This window comes from Acinetobacter sp. NPDC052428 (assembly GCF_044547685.1).
Classification (GTDB): Bacteria; Pseudomonadota; Gammaproteobacteria; order Pseudomonadales; family Moraxellaceae; genus Acinetobacter; species Acinetobacter lwoffii_G.
Genome location: NZ_JBIUAT010000045.1, coordinates 1 through 15,114, shown reverse-complemented (window position 1 = coordinate 15,114; position 15,114 = coordinate 1). Strand labels below are relative to the sequence as shown.

The window sequence follows — 15,114 nt, the reverse complement described above, 5'->3', positions numbered from 1 at the left end:
TCCCTTCCCGAACTCAGAAGTGAAACCTCTTAGCGCTGATGGTAGTGTGGGGTTACCCATGTGAGAGTAAGTCATCGCCAGCTCATTATTCGAAAATCCCCCTCCGCTAAGGCAGAGGGGGATTTTTTATGCGTGGGATTTAGTGGAAAGCTTAGACACTAATTCTTTATTAAAATAAATTCTATTTATAATTTTTAAAATATATTTATTTACTTTTCTATGCTGAATTTAGACCAGAAACTCTGTATCTTGATGTTAATTTGGACAATAAATCAGTATAGAGAAGATAATGTTGTCGCAATTTAAAATAAAAATTCTACTCAGTTGTTGTGCTTTAGCATTTACTGCCTGTCATGCAGAGAATCCATCTTCTAGAAGTACTCAAGAGACATCTACATCAGCTGCCAAATCGAATGCAGTCTCTTCAAGTGTGCAAAAATATAAGACTGAACAGGTTGCTCAATTTAATGAGCCGTGGGCGATTACTACTTTAAAGGATGGCCGACTATTAATTACTGAGCGCAAAGGAAAATTGCAGCTCTTTGATCCAAAAACCAAGAAAAAAATTGAAGTTAAAGGCATACCTCAAGTCGCATATGGAGGCCAGGGTGGCTTAGGCGAAGTTGCTTTACATCCTGATTTTGCAAAGAATCGGTGGGTATATCTGAGCTATGCTGAACAAGGCCAAGGCGGATATGGTGCAGTGGTGATCCGGGGTAAATTAAACTTAAATCAAGCCACTCCTCAACTCACACAAATTGAACGGATCTGGACGCAAGTGCCGAAATTTTCAGGCCAGGGACATTATGCCCATCGGATTGTATTCGGGTCGGATGGTAAGTTATGGATCAGTTCAGGAGAACGTCAGCAATTCAACCCTGCACAGGATATGCAATCCAACGCCGGTAAAATTATTCGCCTGAATGATGATGGCTCAATCCCTGCCGATAATCCGTTTATGAATCAGGGTAAAATTGCCCAGCAGGTCTGGAGTCTTGGACATCGTAATCCTCTAGGCATGGCTTTTGATCCGAAAGGGCAGCTTTGGGTGATCGAAATGGGACCAAAAGGCGGCGATGAACTGAACAAGATTGTCAAAGCTAAAAATTATGGTTATCCGTTAGTGTCCAATGGCGATCATTATGATGGCAAGCCGATTCCTGACCACAGTACCCGACCTGAATTTGAGGCCCCGGCACTGGATTGGACTCCGGTAATTTCTCCTTCAGATTTAATGTTTTATACGACTAATGTCTTCCCGAAATGGAAAAATAAAGCGATTGCGACCGGTCTGTCTTCCAAGGCGATTGTGATTGTGGATACGACCCAGACTCCAGTGAAAGAAGTCCAGCGTCTGGATATGAAGGAGCGGATTCGCGGGGTTGCTCAGGCACAGGATGGTTCACTGTGGGTGATTCAAGATGGTTCGCAAGCCGGTTTGTTAAAAATGACAGCACCTTAATCCTCTGCTTTTAGGATGCTTATCTGAAAATGAGTTATTGAAAGGTGGAATAACGCAGCATGAGCTGACCCTCTGAATGAAAGGATTTTTAAGCTGATGCTGACATGAAAGAAAAAGGCCTCTACATCCTGTGAAGGCCTTTTCATATTCTGTTAAAGGTATAATATCTGTTATACCGATCAGCATCCTGCTACGTGAATTTTTTATTTTTCTTACAAGACTTCCTGTCTTGGTATGATCTGAATATAGCCTGAAGCGATACAGCGCAATAGGGCAGTTTGGCTGCATAGATTGTAGGTCAAAGCCGACAGCCAAATTTTAAAAAGATAAATTCAAAAATACTGTTTTAAAATGATCATCCGATCAAATTACAAATAGGGATGGTGATTTTGCTGTATCTTAGCGAGAGAATACTCTTTTGATATGCATCAACTGATATAAATAAAAATGTCGATAAAATAATAAAAAGGAAACTCCTATGCCTACGATTTAAATTGAAGTTCGCCAACAATATCCTCAAGCAGTTGAGGAACAATTGCTTAACAGCGTATTTCATTGTGTGAAAACTGCCTTTCAGCTACCTGAATATGATCGTAATATTCGTCTGGTCGTGCATGAAGCGCATCGTTTTCAGTATATGAGTCATTTAGCTCAGCCTGAATATTTTACCTTGATCAGTATTGACTGTTTTGCTGGCCGCAGTCTGGAGACCAAGCGCAACTTGTATCAGCAAATGGTCAAAAGTCTTGGGGAAATCGGTATTCCTGCAGACCATATTTTGATTCATCTGAGAGAAAGTGCATTGGAAAATTGGGGGATTCGAGGAGGGCAAGCCGCCTGTGATGTTGATCTCGGGTTTAAGGTTAATGTCTGATGCATCCAGATCAGTAGTCACGTTAAATCTAAAGTTTAAACAGAAAAGCCTCAACATCCTGTCGAGGCTTTTCTGGATTTGCTTCTCAGATCTGACTCCTGTCTAATCTGTCAACGTCCTGTTGATTAGCGCTTTTTATTGTTGTCGTATCGCTGAGCAGACTTCCTGTCTGTCTATGTACTGACTATAGCCTCGCATAAAACAACCGCATAGCGGCTAAACTCTGCGCTGCATGTAGGCTAAAACGTACAGGGCTGTCGTCCAGTCATTAAGCACTGACATATTGAATCAGTCTATCCACCACAGCTTTTAAGTTTTTATTATCAAATTCATTGCCTTGGAAGGAATAATCTTTGTTGCGTGCAAAGATGTCACGGATTTCAATCACGGCATTGGTATCTACCAGTCCAAGTTGAGTGCCGACTTGACGAATCTGGTCAATCGAACGTGAGCCATTGGTCGCGCCATAACCAATATAAGCTGCCGGTTTGCCTTGCCATTCCTTGCCGAGATAGTCCAGGGCATTTTTCAGGGCAGGGCTATAGCCATGATTGTATTCAGGTGTGACAAAAATAAAGGCATCGCCGAGTGCAATCTTGTCGGCCCAGTCTTGCTGTTTGGGCTGATCATAAATCCCGGTCAATGGCGGATGAGCACCAGAAAACAGCGGAAGATCCCATTCTTTTAGATCGACAATTTCAGTTTCTAAAGTGCTAAAGGCATAACTTTTAATTTCCTGCAGTACCCAGTGCGCTACTTTAATCGCGGTACGTCCCTCACGCACACTTCCAACTACAATATAAATTTTCATGTTTCATCCTTTCTTCGGGTCTGATCATCAAATTAAATTAATCAGATTTCAGGAAGGTGACTAGAGATGATTTGTATCCGGAATATAAAAAAGCTCCCGAAGGAGCTTTTTTAAAATCAGTTAATTAGCTGATGTCTTACATCAGTTTAATGCCTTGCTGACCCGCAGGTGTCACTTTGAAGATTTCCACTTCAAAGGTGATGTTTTTGCCTGCCAATGGATGGTTAAAGTCCACTTCAGTGATTTCATCATTCACCGATCTCACCACGCCATACAGGGTGGCTTTGGCTTTGTCTTCAAACTCGATCATGTGACCTTCGATCGGACGTTCTCCGAACTTCACCGTATCAAATTTCTGGATGTTTTCTGGATTCCATGGACCAAAAGCATCTTCTGGCGGCAGGCTCACCGTACGACGGTCACCAGCACGTAAACCAAACAATGCTTTTTCAAAACCAGGCAGTAAATTGCCATCACCAATCACCAGGCTGACCGGTTCTTCACGGCTACGGGTATTGTCAATTTCCACGCCATTTTCGATTGCGACAGAAAAGTGCAGCTCGACTTTAGAACCGTCTGCAACCCGGGTTTCTTCGTTAGGATGAATAAAATCAGTCATGTTGTGCTTGCGCCCGTTGAATTCGATGTTTTTCTAAGAAAAAGGTATCAATCAGCATCAGAATAGTGCCTACAGTAATAGCACTATCTGCGATATTGAACGCAGGGAAGTGGCTGTTCTGGTAATACACATGAATAAAATCGACTACATAGCCGAGGCTGACCCGGTCGATTAAATTACCGATGGCACCACCCAGAATCAGGGCAATCGCCAATGGTAAAATTTTCATGTCTTTTGGCATGCGCATCAGCCAAAACACAAAGATTACAGACACTAAACCTGCCAGTGAAGTAAAGAAATAGCGTTGCCAACCACCGGCATCGGACAGGAAACTAAAGGCAGCGCCATAGTTATGTAGCAGTGTCCAATTTAAAAAGGGCAGCACAGGAACAGGATCTGCATAGTTCAGATTTGTCACTGCAATCCATTTGGTCCATTGATCCAGAATGATCGTCAGAATGGCCAGTCCAACCCACCATAAATTATGTGGATAGAACTGGAATAAGCCCTTTTTGGTGTGGGTATTAGGCATATTTTCTCTCTTCGCCTTGGCCTGTAGGAAGGTTGATGATACAACGACCGCATAGACCAGGATGTGCAGAATGTGTATTTACATCTGGTAATACATGCCAGCAACGTACGCATTTTTCGCCATCAGCTGCTGAAACTTTCACATTCAAGCCTTCAAGATCAGACGCTTCACCTTGTGCTGCATCAAACTCATTGACGATCACTTGTGATGTGATCAGTACGAAACGAAGCTCATCACTTAACTTATCTAGCACTGCTTTTAATTCGGCATTTGCCCAAAGTTCAACTTTGGCAGACAAGTTAGAACCGACAGTTTTCGCGGTACGTGCAGTTTCAATGAATTTGTTTACTGCAGATTTCACGGCAATGAGCGTTTGCCATTCAGCTTCAGATACTACATTTGCAGTTGAAGCCACAGGAATATCATACCATTCAGCCGTGAACACGTATTTCTCTGATTGCTCAGGAATTAACGGCCAAGCTTCTTGTGCAGTGAAGCTCAGGATTGGTGACATCCAACGCACGAATGCTTGTACCAAGTGATACAACGCAGTTTGTGCAGAATGACGTGCTTGCGAATCCGCTTTCGTGGTGTATTGACGGTCTTTGATGATGTCTAAGTAGAAACCACCCAAGTCATTGATACAGAAATTAGTCAGAGCAGTCGTTACGATATGGAAGTTCATATCTTCGTATGCTTTCTTAATGGTTTCTTGCACTTCAGATGCACGTTGCAGAATGTATTGATCCAGCGCGATCAATTGATCGACAGGAAGCGCATCTGTTGATGGTTTGAAGCCATTCAGGTTAGCAAGCAAGAAACGAAGCGTGTTACGGATACGACGGTAACCGTCAGAGGCACGGCTAAAGATTTCTTTACCCGCTGTCATTTCATAACGGTAATCCGCAGAGGCGATCCAGAAACGTAAACCATCCGCACCCATATCTTTAATGATGTCTTGCGGCGTGATCACGTTACCGATCGACTTGGACATCTTGCGGCCTTTTTCATCCACGACGAAACCGTGAGTCAATAGACCTTTATATGGCGCACGTTCGTTAATCGCAATCGAGGTCAATAACGACGACTGGAACCAGCCACGGTGCTGGTCTGAACCTTCAAGGTACAAATCAGCAGGATCAGTCAGTTCTTCACGTTCACGCAGTACCGCATAGTGCGTTGTACCAGAGTCAAACCAGACATCTAATGTGTCACGAACTGCGTTGTATTGTTCAGCATCCGCACCGATAAACTCAGAGGCATCACGGTTATACCAGCCATCAATGCCTTCTTGCTCGATCAGCTTAGCCACTTCTTCAATCAGTTCAGGCGTACGTGGGTGCAATTCATTGGTGTCTTTGTGTACGAAGAACGGAATTGGCACACCCCAAGTACGTTGACGTGAAATACACCAGTCCGGACGACCTTCAATCATCGCCTGGATACGGTTTTTACCCCAGTCCGGTACAAAGCTGATATCGTTTTCAATCGCATTCAGTGCATTTTGACGCAGACCTTTGGCATCCATGCTGATGAACCATTGTGGGGTCGCACGGAAGATAATCGGGGTTTTATGGCGCCAGCAATGCGGGTAGCTATGCTTGATCACCACGTGTGCCCAAAGCTTGGTCGCTTCAGTCAATGCTGCAATGATTTTTGGATTGGCTTTGTAGATGTGCTCGCCCGGGAAGATTGGCGAAGTCGGTAAATACACACCATTACCGCCGACTGGGTTTTCTACTTTTAAGTTGTACTGTAAACCAACTTTATAGTCGTCCACACCGTGGCCCGGTGCGGTATGTACTGCACCTGTACCGCTCGCATCGGTGACGTGTTCACCCAAGATCACTGGCACTTGGCGGTCGCTAATTAAAGGATGTTGAAGAACTAAATTCTCAAGTTTTGCACCTGTGAATTCAGCAAGCACTTCAAATGCAGTAAAGCCATAACGCTGAGTTGCAGACTCAACCAATGATTTCGCAAGGATGAAGTTTTGTGATGCTTTGTCTTCACCAATTGCTTTCACCAGTTGGTATTCAAGTTCAGCGTGTAATGCAACCGCTTGGTTGGCAGGCATGGTCCAAGGCGTTGTTGTCCAAATCACGATATCCGTACGATCAGCGATTTCTACGCCGACACGTGCAGATAAATCAGCAAGGTCTACAACCGTGAAACCGACGTCAATTGCGTCAGATTTTTTATCTTCGTATTCAACTTCAGCTTCAGCGAGTGATGAACCACAGTCTAAACACCAGTTGACTGGTTTCAGACCTGGCTCGATATGACCTGCTTTCGCGATTGCACCCAATGAACGTACGATGTCAGCTTCTTGTTTGAAGTTCATCGTTAAGTAAGGATTGTCCCAATCCCCGAATACGCCCATACGTACGAAGTCTTTCTTTTGAAGCTCAACTTGGGTGTAGGCATATTCACGGCAGGCTTTACGGAAGGTAGATGCATCCACTTTTACGCCGACTTTACCGACTTTTTCTTCGACTTTGAGTTCGATTGGCAAACCGTGACAGTCCCAGCCCGGTACATACGGTGCATCAAAGCCATCCATGACACGGCTTTTGATAATGATGTCTTTGAGTACTTTGTTGACCGCATGACCCAAATGAATTTGACCATTGGCATAAGGAGGGCCGTCATGAAGCACGTATTTTTTCTTGCCAATACGCGATTCACGAATCTGCTGATAAATGTTGTCGGCATACCACTCTTCTAACCATTTCGCTTCACGTACTGCCAAATTTGCTTTCATTGCAAAGTCAGTACCTGGGAGGTTTAGCGTGGCTTTATAGTCCACTGCATTTTCAGGAGTTTGCTTATCGCTCATGCAAGTCATCTTCCAATCTAATCAGTTATGTCACTGACACGTTTTACAATAAAAATATGGGATATTAAAAGGGAAATGTGGGGTGATTTCGACGAAACTCAAGCAGTTTCTCGACATCATCATCAATTCCGGCTTTTAGCGCTTCAAGCGAAGGATAGTCCTTTTCGCCATGTAAATAGTTTAAGAACGTCACCCGCATCAACAGGCCATACAGATTAGCAGAAACATCTGGAAAATGTACTTCTAATCGCCACTCTGGGTGTGCTTGTTTGATGGCTGGACGTGTGCCGACATGACCTGCCCCAAACAGGGCAGTCGGGTCATAACCCGCAATACCGGTTTGCGTTGCAGAGTCGGCTTTTACTTTGTCTTTTAAGGATTGGGTTTCACAAATGACTTCCACCCCATAAATTCCTTTCAGGCAGGGCTTATGACGGTTGAGCCGTACATTAATGGTCGGGAAATCAATGGTTCGACCAATCTGATCGCCATATTGCACCCGCCCAGTAATGCTATAAGGACGACCCAGCAATTGTGCGGCCAAGGCTAAATCACCAGCTTGCAAGGTCTGGCGAATCCGGGTGGAACTGACCCGTTCACCATCTAGAGCAATGGTATTTAAATTGGTCACTTCAAACCCGTAATTGCGCAGGAATTCGCTGTTGCCTTGGCGGTTTTTACCAAAGTGAAAATCATCGCCTAAGACCAGATGCCGGGCATTCAGTTTTTCTTTTAAAATGTCGGCAAAAGCTTCTGCAGTCAGGCTGCGAAAAGTATGGTCAAATTTCGCCACTGCGATATAGTCCACACCCAGCTCAGTCAGATATTCAACTTTTTCACGCAATGATGAAATACGCGGTGGGGCATCATAACCCTGAAAGTATTCAAGTGGTTGCGGCTCGAAAATCATCACTACAGATTTTAAACCCTGTGCTTTGGCCACCTGTTGCAGCTGACGGATCATCGCCTGATGGCCTAAATGCACGCCGTCAAAATTACCGATGGTCACGGCAGTTTTGGGTAATTCAGAATGAGAGGCTAAAGCATTTAGACGGAGCAGCTGCATGGGCAAATCAAGTGCTTAGAAATATCGAGAGGCTATATATTGCCATAATCTCGCGCTTTCGTCTTGCTGTTGTGTTTTTATGCAATATTTTTCTTGAAAATTCATCTTCCTTAGAATTGAGCAGTTTTGTTTTTGTACACATTGATGATGTCTGATCAGAGCACTGGTGCTTTTCATTCAGCCGCTTTTGTTTTCTAATGTCAGGGTTTTTCTTGATATCAGGTGTTTCGAATGTCCGATCTGGCGCTCATCATGGCTCTATCCAATGAATCCAAAGGCTTGTTTGAAGCAGAAGGCGTTCAGGTGCATTACAGCGGGATTGGCAAAGTCAACGCGGCCTTTAAAGCTTTTGAGGTGATTCAGAACACCGGTTGCAGTACCTTGCTGAATTTGGGCAGCGCGGGGAGTTCGCATTTCAATGCACATGAACTGGTCGAAGTCACGCAATTTGTACAGCGTGATATGGATGTTTCACCCCTCGGCTTTGAGATTGGCATAACCCCGATGGATCAGCATTTCCCTGGTGCGATTGAGCTGGATTCCTTCTTTGACCATTTGCCGAAAGGGATTTGTGGGACAGGCGACAGCTTTGAAACCGGTATTTCAAAAGTGGCGTGTAATCTGGTCGATATGGAAGGCTATGCCTTGGCCAAAGTCTGTAAAAAGCTGGGCGTTCGGCTGATTTCAGTGAAATACATTAGTGATGGAGCCAATGGGACTGCGCATCTGGATTGGGAAGAAAATCTGTTGCTAGGTGCGAAAAAATTATTAGATTTATATCAAATGGTAAAATAAATAGGAAGGTTAAGTTTGCTCGGCGACCATAGTAGCTATGGTCGTGTGCCAATCAGAAGCGCTTGCTTATTTATCCGTACGTGGAATCACGCCGTATAACATCATGTGAACCGTATGCTGGATAATGCGTTGCTGCATGCTGCGGTTACGCAAGGTTTTACCCGTGACCATTTCCATTTGAGTGGCAAAGTCTGCATAGTTCTGGGTAATCGCCCAAATATTCAGAATCAGTAACTCAGGATCAATATCTGCAGAAATTTTGCCTTGCTCTTGCCAGTTGGAAATTACTTTGGCTTTACGCTTGACCAGTTTTTTCAGTGGACCTTTTAAAATTTCCAGAATATGCGGTGCACCTTGAATCACCTCCAAAGCAAATAAACGGGATGCTTTAGGCTGGGTACGCGACACTTCAATTTTTTGCATCAAATAATTGGTGATCGCTTCTTCAGGTTCAAGTTCAGCTTCCAGGGTTTGTAAAGGTGCCAGCCATTTTTGTAGAACGGTGGTTAATACCTCGACATACAGGGCTTCTTTATTTTCATAATAATAGAAAATATTCGACTTATGCATTTCTGCAATTTGTGCGATTTCATCCAGACTTGCCCCATTAAAACCATATAGGGAAAATACGTCTAGTGCAGCATTTAGCAGCTGATTGCGTTTTTGAGTACTCTTTTTTTGTTCCATTAGCAAATATAAAAAACAATGAAAAAGGGAATCCTCAATTGTACGGCAAATCATCAGATTTGTGCACACAGTCACAGGCTAATTTTTTGAATAATGATGATTTATTCTCTAGATCAATATTTAAAACAGGCTAAATGCATTTACACTAGGAGAAAAATTCAAGTTTCTGAAAATACTTCATTTATTCATTTTTTTTCTTCATCAATGCAAGAGAAGAATAATGTTGAAATGAAACTGATAAAAATGTCTTCTCATTGAGATAAAAGTATTTTTTATAAGAATAAGACCCAAAACCATGTGCGATTTTGGGTTGGAGTGGGTATTCAGGTCGCTAAAACTGCCTGCAAGACCTGATGTTCCAGTTCTGCAAATGTCACACTTTTTTGCCGGGGACGTGGCAAATTGACTCTAAACTCTTTGGCAATATGGCCTTTGTCCAGCAAGATAATCCGGTCTGCCAGTTGCACGGCTTCACTGACATCGTGCGTGACCAGAATGGCGGTAAAGCCTTGTTCGGTCCAGAGGCGCTCAATCAGGTTTTGCATTTCCAGACGTGTTAGGGCATCCAGAGCACCGAGCGGTTCATCCAGCAGCAGAATACGCGGCTGATGCGATAATGCTCGCGCTAAGGCGGTACGTTGCCGTTGTCCTCCGGAAAGCTGTGAAGGCCACAGTCCGGCTTTTTCTTTGAGTCCGACCTTTTTCAGCATTTGAGAGGCTTTGGCATGCTGCTCCTTCGGTAAACCAAGTTGCACATTCTGTTCGATACTACGCCAAGGCAGCAGGCGTGGGTCCTGAAACATCACTCGGATATCATCGGCAGTAATGCCTTCACGGATATGCCGGGCTGACTTGAACTTGATTTCGCCGTAGCTTTGCTGTTCCAGATCGGCAATCAGGCGCAATAAGGTACTTTTACCACAACCGCTGCGACCGACAATTGCCAGAAATTCACCCGGCTGGATATGCAGGTCCAGATCTTCCAAAACCTTGACCGAACCGTAAAACTTGTGCAGCTGTTCAATGATAATTTCGGCACCGATCACTGCAGCAGGATTGATCTCTGCTGTAGGTGGTTCGAGTGGTGCAATCGGGTCATTGGCATGACGCCCTAAACTAAGATCAGTCATCACATGCTCCTCATTTATTCTTTATTTTTGATAGCCGGCATGCCAGCGCAGCAGGAATCGTTCTAAAGCCACGGCCAGAACATCGGCCAGTTTGCCGAGCAGGGCATACAGTAAAATACCTACCAGAACCACGTCAGTTTGCAAAAATTCACGTGCATTCATAGTCATATAACCAATACCAGACTGAGCAGAAATAGTTTCGGCAACGATTAACAGTACCCAGACCAGACCCAGAGAAAAACGTAGGCCGACCAGAATTGATGGCATCGCACCCGGCAGAATAATTTCTTTATACAGTTGCCAGCGAGTTAAGCCATAGCTTTTGCCCATCTCGATCAATTGCGGATCGACGGAACGAATCCCATGATAGGTATTGATATAAATCGGGAAAAATACCCCAATCGCCACCAGAAACAATTTGGCAGATTCATCAATCCCGAACCATAAGATGACGAGGGGGATCAGTGCCAGTGCAGGAATATTGCGGATCATCTGCAAGGTGGTGTCGAGCAGGGTAGAGGCAGTTTTGGATGAACCATTTAACAGACCCAGCAATAGGCCCAAACCACCACCTACCAATAATCCGCTGATGGCACGTCCTGCACTGACTTGCACATGCGTCCACAGTTCACCGCTGAGCAATAAATTCCAGAAGGCTAAAACCACGGCACTCGGTGCAGGCAGAATCCGGCTTTCCAGCAGGCCTGTGCTAGAGGCAATTTGCCAAACTGCAATCAAGAAAATTGGAACCAGCCAGGGCAGCAGATGCTGCTCCAGAATTGTTCCACGTGAAACCTGCTTTGGGGTCAGGGTTTCAACGGAAACGACTTTTGACATTAAGCAGACTCCTTAATTTTCTCAGCCTGCTTGTTCTCGTCCGGTGTGTAGTTGTTCGCCACGATTTCACCAAATGGACCGGTCAAGTTTGGTTGAGTGAGTTTTTGCTGGGTTTCCAGTGGAAGTAAAGGGAATACCAGTTCTGCAAAACGGATGGATTCTTCCAGATGTGGATAGCCTGAGAAAATAAAGGTGCTGATCCCCAGATCGGCATATTCCTGGATACGTGCAGCGACAGTTTCCGGATCGCCGACCAGTGCCGTACCTGCACCACCACGAACCAGACCCACACCTGCCCAGAGGTTTGGAGAAACTTCGAGTTTGCTGCGATCGCCATTGTGCAGTTCTGCCATACGGCGCTGACCGACCGAGTCCATGGATTTGAACTTGGCTTGGGCTGCAGCGATAGTGGCATCATCCACATATTGAATCAGTTCTTCAGCCGCCGCCCAGGCCTGCTCATTGGTTTCGCGTACGATCACGTGTAAACGGATCCCGTAATTCAGTTCACGACCTTTAGCTGCAGCCTTGGCTTTTACCACTGCAATTTTTTCTTTGACTGCTGCCGGTGGCTCGCCCCAGGTCAAGTAAGTATCGACCTGATCCGTGGCCAGCTCAATGGCATCATCTGATGAACCGCCAAACCATAAAGGCGGATGCGGCTGCTGAATGGGTGGATACAGCAATTTTGCATCATCGACACTTAAGCGTTCGCCATGGAAACTAAAGCTTTCACCGGTATGTGAGCGTTTTAAAATTTCACGCCAGATGGTGGTGTATTCGGTCGCCGTTTTATAACGGGTTGTGTGATCTTCATAGACGCCATCACCTTTTAGCTCCTGCTCGTCACCGCCAGTCACCAGATTCAGCAGTACTCGGCCATTAGACAAGCGGTCAAAGGTCGCGGCCATACGTGCAGCCAGTGCCGGCGTGGTCACGCCTGGACGCAATGCCACCAGGAATTTTAATTTTTTGGTCGCATCAATCAGGCTGGCTGCAGTTAACCATGGATCTTCACAAGAACGGCCAGTCGGAATCAGGACACCTTCATAACCAAGATTATCCACGGCAACGGCAATCTGCTTCATGTAGGCATGATCTACAACACGTGCGCCCTTGCTGGTGCCTAAGTAGCGACTGTCGCCATGAGTGGGGATAAACCAGAAAATTTTCATGTAATATTCCTTAAATTAAATGATCTTGTTTGCTCATCAATGTGTGGCCGCTGGCGACCAGATCTGTTGCTGGACGCTGATGGTTTTGGGAATCAGTTGAACCTGCTGGAAGAGATCGGCAATATTCTGTTGAGCTTTGATCACTTCCGTCGTTAATGGTTGTACCGGCGAAGGTTTAAGACGACGCTCAAATGCAATCTTCGCTACATCCGTTTTCAGACCGGTACTTTTCTGATAAATATCTAGAGCTACAGCCTGGTTTTTAAGAATCCACTGGTCAGATGCATTTAAAGCCTGGATAAACTTCCCGGGGCTATCCGGATGCTTCTGAATAAATTCGGGATTGCCGATATAAAAGGAGTAGGTTTGTGGAAAGTCACTAGATTCAATCAGCACCTTAACCTTGCTGTCGAACTCGGCTGCACCCAGGAAGGGATCCCAGATTGCCCAGGCATCAATGGCTTTTTTGTCAAAAGCAGCACGTGCATCCGCAGGGGGAAGCCAGACGGCTTGAATCTCTGACCAGCTTAATCCGGCTTTTTCCAGGGTTTTGGCCAGAAGTTCATGGGCACTTGAACCTTTCTGCACCGCGATCCGTTTTCCTTTCAATTGTTGAATATTTTGAATGGCACTGTCTTTCGGCACGACCACGGCCAAAGAATTTCCCGCCACTTTTTCAAAGGCCACGTAGCTCAGGGCTTTGTCTGCCGCCTGTGCAAAAATAGGCGGAGTATTTCCCACATAGCCATAATCCACTGCACCGACTGCTAAGGCTTCCAGCATTTGTGGGCCTGCCGGAAACTCTTTCCATTCAATTTTGGCATTGGGAAATTGTTGTTCTAACAGCTTTTCATCACGTGCCACCAGCAGATTTAAGGCTGATTTCTGAAAGCCAATCGCAATGGTTTTAACTTGTTGCGCTGACGTGGTTTCTGCGGCAGCCGTTTGCTGTGGTTCCTGTTTCTGGCAGCCAGTCAGACTAAAGCTCAATAGCGCTAAGCTGATATAAGAAACTGTTTTTATATGACTCATCTTTATTCTCGAATTATTCTGCTGTTATTTAATAATTGCTGCATCAATATTCAGCTTTTGTGGAATCAGCTGCTGCGCATAAAACGCATCGGCGACCTGTTGCTGTTTTTGAATCACGTCAGTCGTGAGGGGTTTAACACCGAAGCCCATGCGTGAAATAGAGGTTTTTAAGACATCGACGGCTAGACCTGTCGGTTTTTGCAGGAGCTGAGCGGCAGCGTCCTGATTTTTTGCGACCCAGTCCGTGGTCAGGTTTAGTTCATTGACAACCGCCTGTACCACCTGAGGATGGCTTTCTGCGAACTTGCGATCTGCCAGATAGAATTGGTGGTTGCTCACCACATTTTCACCGCTGGCAATGACACGCGCACCAATCTGATGTTCAGCAGCTGCAAAGAACGGATCCCAGATGACCCAGGCATCAACTGCACCACGTTCAAATGCAGCACGTGCATCGGAAGGTGGTAGATAAATCACTTCAATATCACCGAGTGTCAGCTTGTTGGCTTCCAGAACTTTTAACAGCAGGTAATGCACATTTGAACCTTTGTTCAGGGCTACCCGTTTGCCTTTCAGATCCTGAATAGACTGGATTGGTGAATCTTTCGGTACAATCAAGGCTTCGGCCTTAGGTGCTTGCGGCTGATTGGCCACATAGACCAGATTTGAGTTGGCCGCCTGGGCAAAAATCGGCGGTGCTTCACCGGCTTCACCAAAAGAGATGCTGCCGACATTCAGGCCTTCAAGCAGTTGTGGGCCGGCCGGAAATTCTACCCATTTCACATTGACCCCTTGCTGTTTTAAGCTGGTTTCCAGCGTACCGCGTTCTTTTAAAATAGGTAATACGCCGTATTTTTGGAAACCGATATTCAGGGTAATGGTCTCTTCTTTTTTCGAGCAGCCTGAAAGCATCATGACACCCACCATCGCAGTACCAAGTACTGCAGTCTTTGCTAAAAACTGAACATGAGATTGGCGCATGAATCAAAACTCCCGAAAGTGAAAAACTAGTGAATGAAAACTTAGACACACGCTAATCGTTTTTGTTTTTCTAAAAAAATAACTATTCAGGAATTTCTAATGAAGAAAAAAGATAAATAAAAAAGCGCAAAACTTATGCGAAAAAGTGATTTATATAAAAATGAAGATTTAATATTTAAATTAGGGTCTGTTGACATTTCAAGTATAGAATTTACCCGATAAAGGTAGCCAAATAAATATACAAGCTAATGCAACTGCCCCCTCATAGCTACAC

14 protein-coding genes and 1 rRNA gene are annotated in these 15,114 nt (G+C 45.0%); 4 read left to right on the top strand and 11 right to left on the bottom strand.

The features are described 5' to 3' along the window. The 3 genes from rrf to ACIG3F_RS15035 form a co-directional block, all read left to right on the top strand. Positions 1–83, top strand: a 5S ribosomal RNA gene (gene rrf / locus ACIG3F_RS15045); the annotation flags it as partial. Positions 84–289: 206 nt separating this feature from the next. Beyond that, positions 290–1,462, top strand: coding sequence for a PQQ-dependent sugar dehydrogenase (locus ACIG3F_RS15040; protein ID WP_396470428.1), 1,173 nt, complete (start codon positions 290–292; stop codon positions 1,460–1,462). A 535-nt stretch (positions 1,463–1,997) separates the two neighbouring features. After that, positions 1,998–2,336 carry a tautomerase family protein gene (locus ACIG3F_RS15035; protein WP_290444325.1) on the top strand — a complete coding sequence of 113 codons (339 nt, stop codon included), beginning with the start codon at positions 1,998–2,000 and terminating at the stop codon, positions 2,334–2,336. 268 nt (positions 2,337–2,604) lie between these two features. Here the strand turns inward: ACIG3F_RS15035 and ACIG3F_RS15030 are convergent, their stop codons facing one another. The 5 genes from ACIG3F_RS15030 to ribF all read right to left on the bottom strand — a co-directional run bounded on the left by ACIG3F_RS15030 (position 2,605) and on the right by ribF (position 8,203). Then, entirely contained in the window at positions 2,605–3,147 is a 543-nt protein-coding gene (locus ACIG3F_RS15030; RefSeq protein ID WP_004281216.1) for an NADPH-dependent FMN reductase, read from the bottom strand. A gap of 136 nt (positions 3,148–3,283) precedes the next feature. Further along, complete coding sequence (locus tag ACIG3F_RS15025) at positions 3,284–3,766, bottom strand: peptidylprolyl isomerase (RefSeq protein ID WP_253160421.1); 483 nt, start codon at positions 3,764–3,766, stop codon at positions 3,284–3,286. After that, positions 3,759–4,298, bottom strand: coding sequence for a signal peptidase II (lspA, locus tag ACIG3F_RS15020; RefSeq protein ID WP_396470427.1), 540 nt, complete (start codon positions 4,296–4,298; stop codon positions 3,759–3,761). Before lspA ends, ACIG3F_RS15025 begins: the two co-directional genes overlap by 8 nt. Continuing rightward, positions 4,291–7,137 carry an isoleucine--tRNA ligase gene (ileS, locus tag ACIG3F_RS15015; protein WP_138743279.1) on the bottom strand — a complete coding sequence of 949 codons (2,847 nt, stop codon included), beginning with the start codon at positions 7,135–7,137 and terminating at the stop codon, positions 4,291–4,293. Before ileS ends, lspA begins: the two co-directional genes overlap by 8 nt. Before the next feature lie 64 nt (positions 7,138–7,201). After that, a complete protein-coding gene (gene ribF, locus ACIG3F_RS15010; protein WP_180087190.1) occupies positions 7,202–8,203 on the bottom strand; it encodes a bifunctional riboflavin kinase/FAD synthetase in 1,002 nt (333 codons plus the stop codon). Positions 8,204–8,434: 231 nt separating this feature from the next. Between ribF and ACIG3F_RS15005 the strand changes: the two genes are divergently transcribed. After that, on the top strand, positions 8,435–8,998 hold the full coding sequence (locus tag ACIG3F_RS15005; protein ID WP_396470426.1) for a 5'-nucleosidase: 564 nt from the start codon (positions 8,435–8,437) through the stop codon (positions 8,996–8,998). A 66-nt stretch (positions 8,999–9,064) separates the two neighbouring features. Here ACIG3F_RS15005 and ACIG3F_RS15000 read toward each other — a convergent pair whose 3' ends face one another. From ACIG3F_RS15000 to ACIG3F_RS14975, 6 genes are all read right to left on the bottom strand, one after another. Beyond that, positions 9,065–9,685: a TetR family transcriptional regulator C-terminal domain-containing protein gene (locus ACIG3F_RS15000; RefSeq protein ID WP_004281222.1), complete on the bottom strand. Its 621-nt coding sequence runs from the start codon at positions 9,683–9,685 to the stop codon at positions 9,065–9,067. A 323-nt stretch (positions 9,686–10,008) separates the two neighbouring features. Next, positions 10,009–10,815, bottom strand: coding sequence for an ABC transporter ATP-binding protein (locus ACIG3F_RS14995; protein ID WP_396470424.1), 807 nt, complete (start codon positions 10,813–10,815; stop codon positions 10,009–10,011). Positions 10,816–10,836: 21 nt separating this feature from the next. Then, entirely contained in the window at positions 10,837–11,652 is an 816-nt protein-coding gene (gene ssuC, locus ACIG3F_RS14990) for an aliphatic sulfonate ABC transporter permease SsuC (protein ID WP_180087187.1), read from the bottom strand. Further along, the gene (gene ssuD / locus ACIG3F_RS14985) at positions 11,652–12,827 is read right to left on the bottom strand and encodes an FMNH2-dependent alkanesulfonate monooxygenase (RefSeq protein ID WP_004647160.1); all 1,176 of its coding nucleotides are present in this window, start codon (positions 12,825–12,827) and stop codon (positions 11,652–11,654) included. The genes ssuC and ssuD overlap by 1 nt, the downstream gene beginning before the upstream one ends. A 36-nt stretch (positions 12,828–12,863) precedes the next feature. After that, a complete protein-coding gene (locus ACIG3F_RS14980) occupies positions 12,864–13,859 on the bottom strand; it encodes an aliphatic sulfonate ABC transporter substrate-binding protein (RefSeq protein WP_180087186.1) in 996 nt (331 codons plus the stop codon). A 24-nt stretch (positions 13,860–13,883) separates the two neighbouring features. Next, positions 13,884–14,840 (bottom strand): sulfonate ABC transporter substrate-binding protein, encoded by a 957-nt coding sequence (locus ACIG3F_RS14975; RefSeq protein WP_005250176.1) that lies wholly within the window; start codon positions 14,838–14,840, stop codon positions 13,884–13,886. Positions 14,841–15,114: the final 274 nt, after the last annotated feature.

Coding starts and splice junctions, on each gene's coding strand:
- ACIG3F_RS15030 (WP_004281216.1), bottom strand. CDS start 3,147: ATGAAAATTTATATTGTAGTTGGAAGTGTGCGTGAGGGACGTACCGCG.
- ssuC (WP_180087187.1), bottom strand. CDS start 11,652: ATGTCAAAAGTCGTTTCCGTTGAAACCCTGACCCCAAAGCAGGTTTCA.
- ACIG3F_RS15005 (WP_396470426.1), top strand. CDS start 8,435: ATGTCCGATCTGGCGCTCATCATGGCTCTATCCAATGAATCCAAAGGC.
- ACIG3F_RS15000 (WP_004281222.1), bottom strand. CDS start 9,685: ATGGAACAAAAAAAGAGTACTCAAAAACGCAATCAGCTGCTAAATGCT.
- ssuD (WP_004647160.1), bottom strand. CDS start 12,827: ATGAAAATTTTCTGGTTTATCCCCACTCATGGCGACAGTCGCTACTTA.
- lspA (WP_396470427.1), bottom strand. CDS start 4,298: ATGCCTAATACCCACACCAAAAAGGGCTTATTCCAGTTCTATCCACAT.
- ribF (WP_180087190.1), bottom strand. CDS start 8,203: ATGCAGCTGCTCCGTCTAAATGCTTTAGCCTCTCATTCTGAATTACCC.
- ACIG3F_RS14975 (WP_005250176.1), bottom strand. CDS start 14,840: ATGCGCCAATCTCATGTTCAGTTTTTAGCAAAGACTGCAGTACTTGGT.
- ACIG3F_RS15025 (WP_253160421.1), bottom strand. CDS start 3,766: ATGACTGATTTTATTCATCCTAACGAAGAAACCCGGGTTGCAGACGGT.
- ileS (WP_138743279.1), bottom strand. CDS start 7,137: ATGAGCGATAAGCAAACTCCTGAAAATGCAGTGGACTATAAAGCCACG.
- ACIG3F_RS15040 (WP_396470428.1), top strand. CDS start 290: ATGTTGTCGCAATTTAAAATAAAAATTCTACTCAGTTGTTGTGCTTTA.
- ACIG3F_RS14980 (WP_180087186.1), bottom strand. CDS start 13,859: ATGAGTCATATAAAAACAGTTTCTTATATCAGCTTAGCGCTATTGAGC.
- ACIG3F_RS14995 (WP_396470424.1), bottom strand. CDS start 10,815: ATGACTGATCTTAGTTTAGGGCGTCATGCCAATGACCCGATTGCACCA.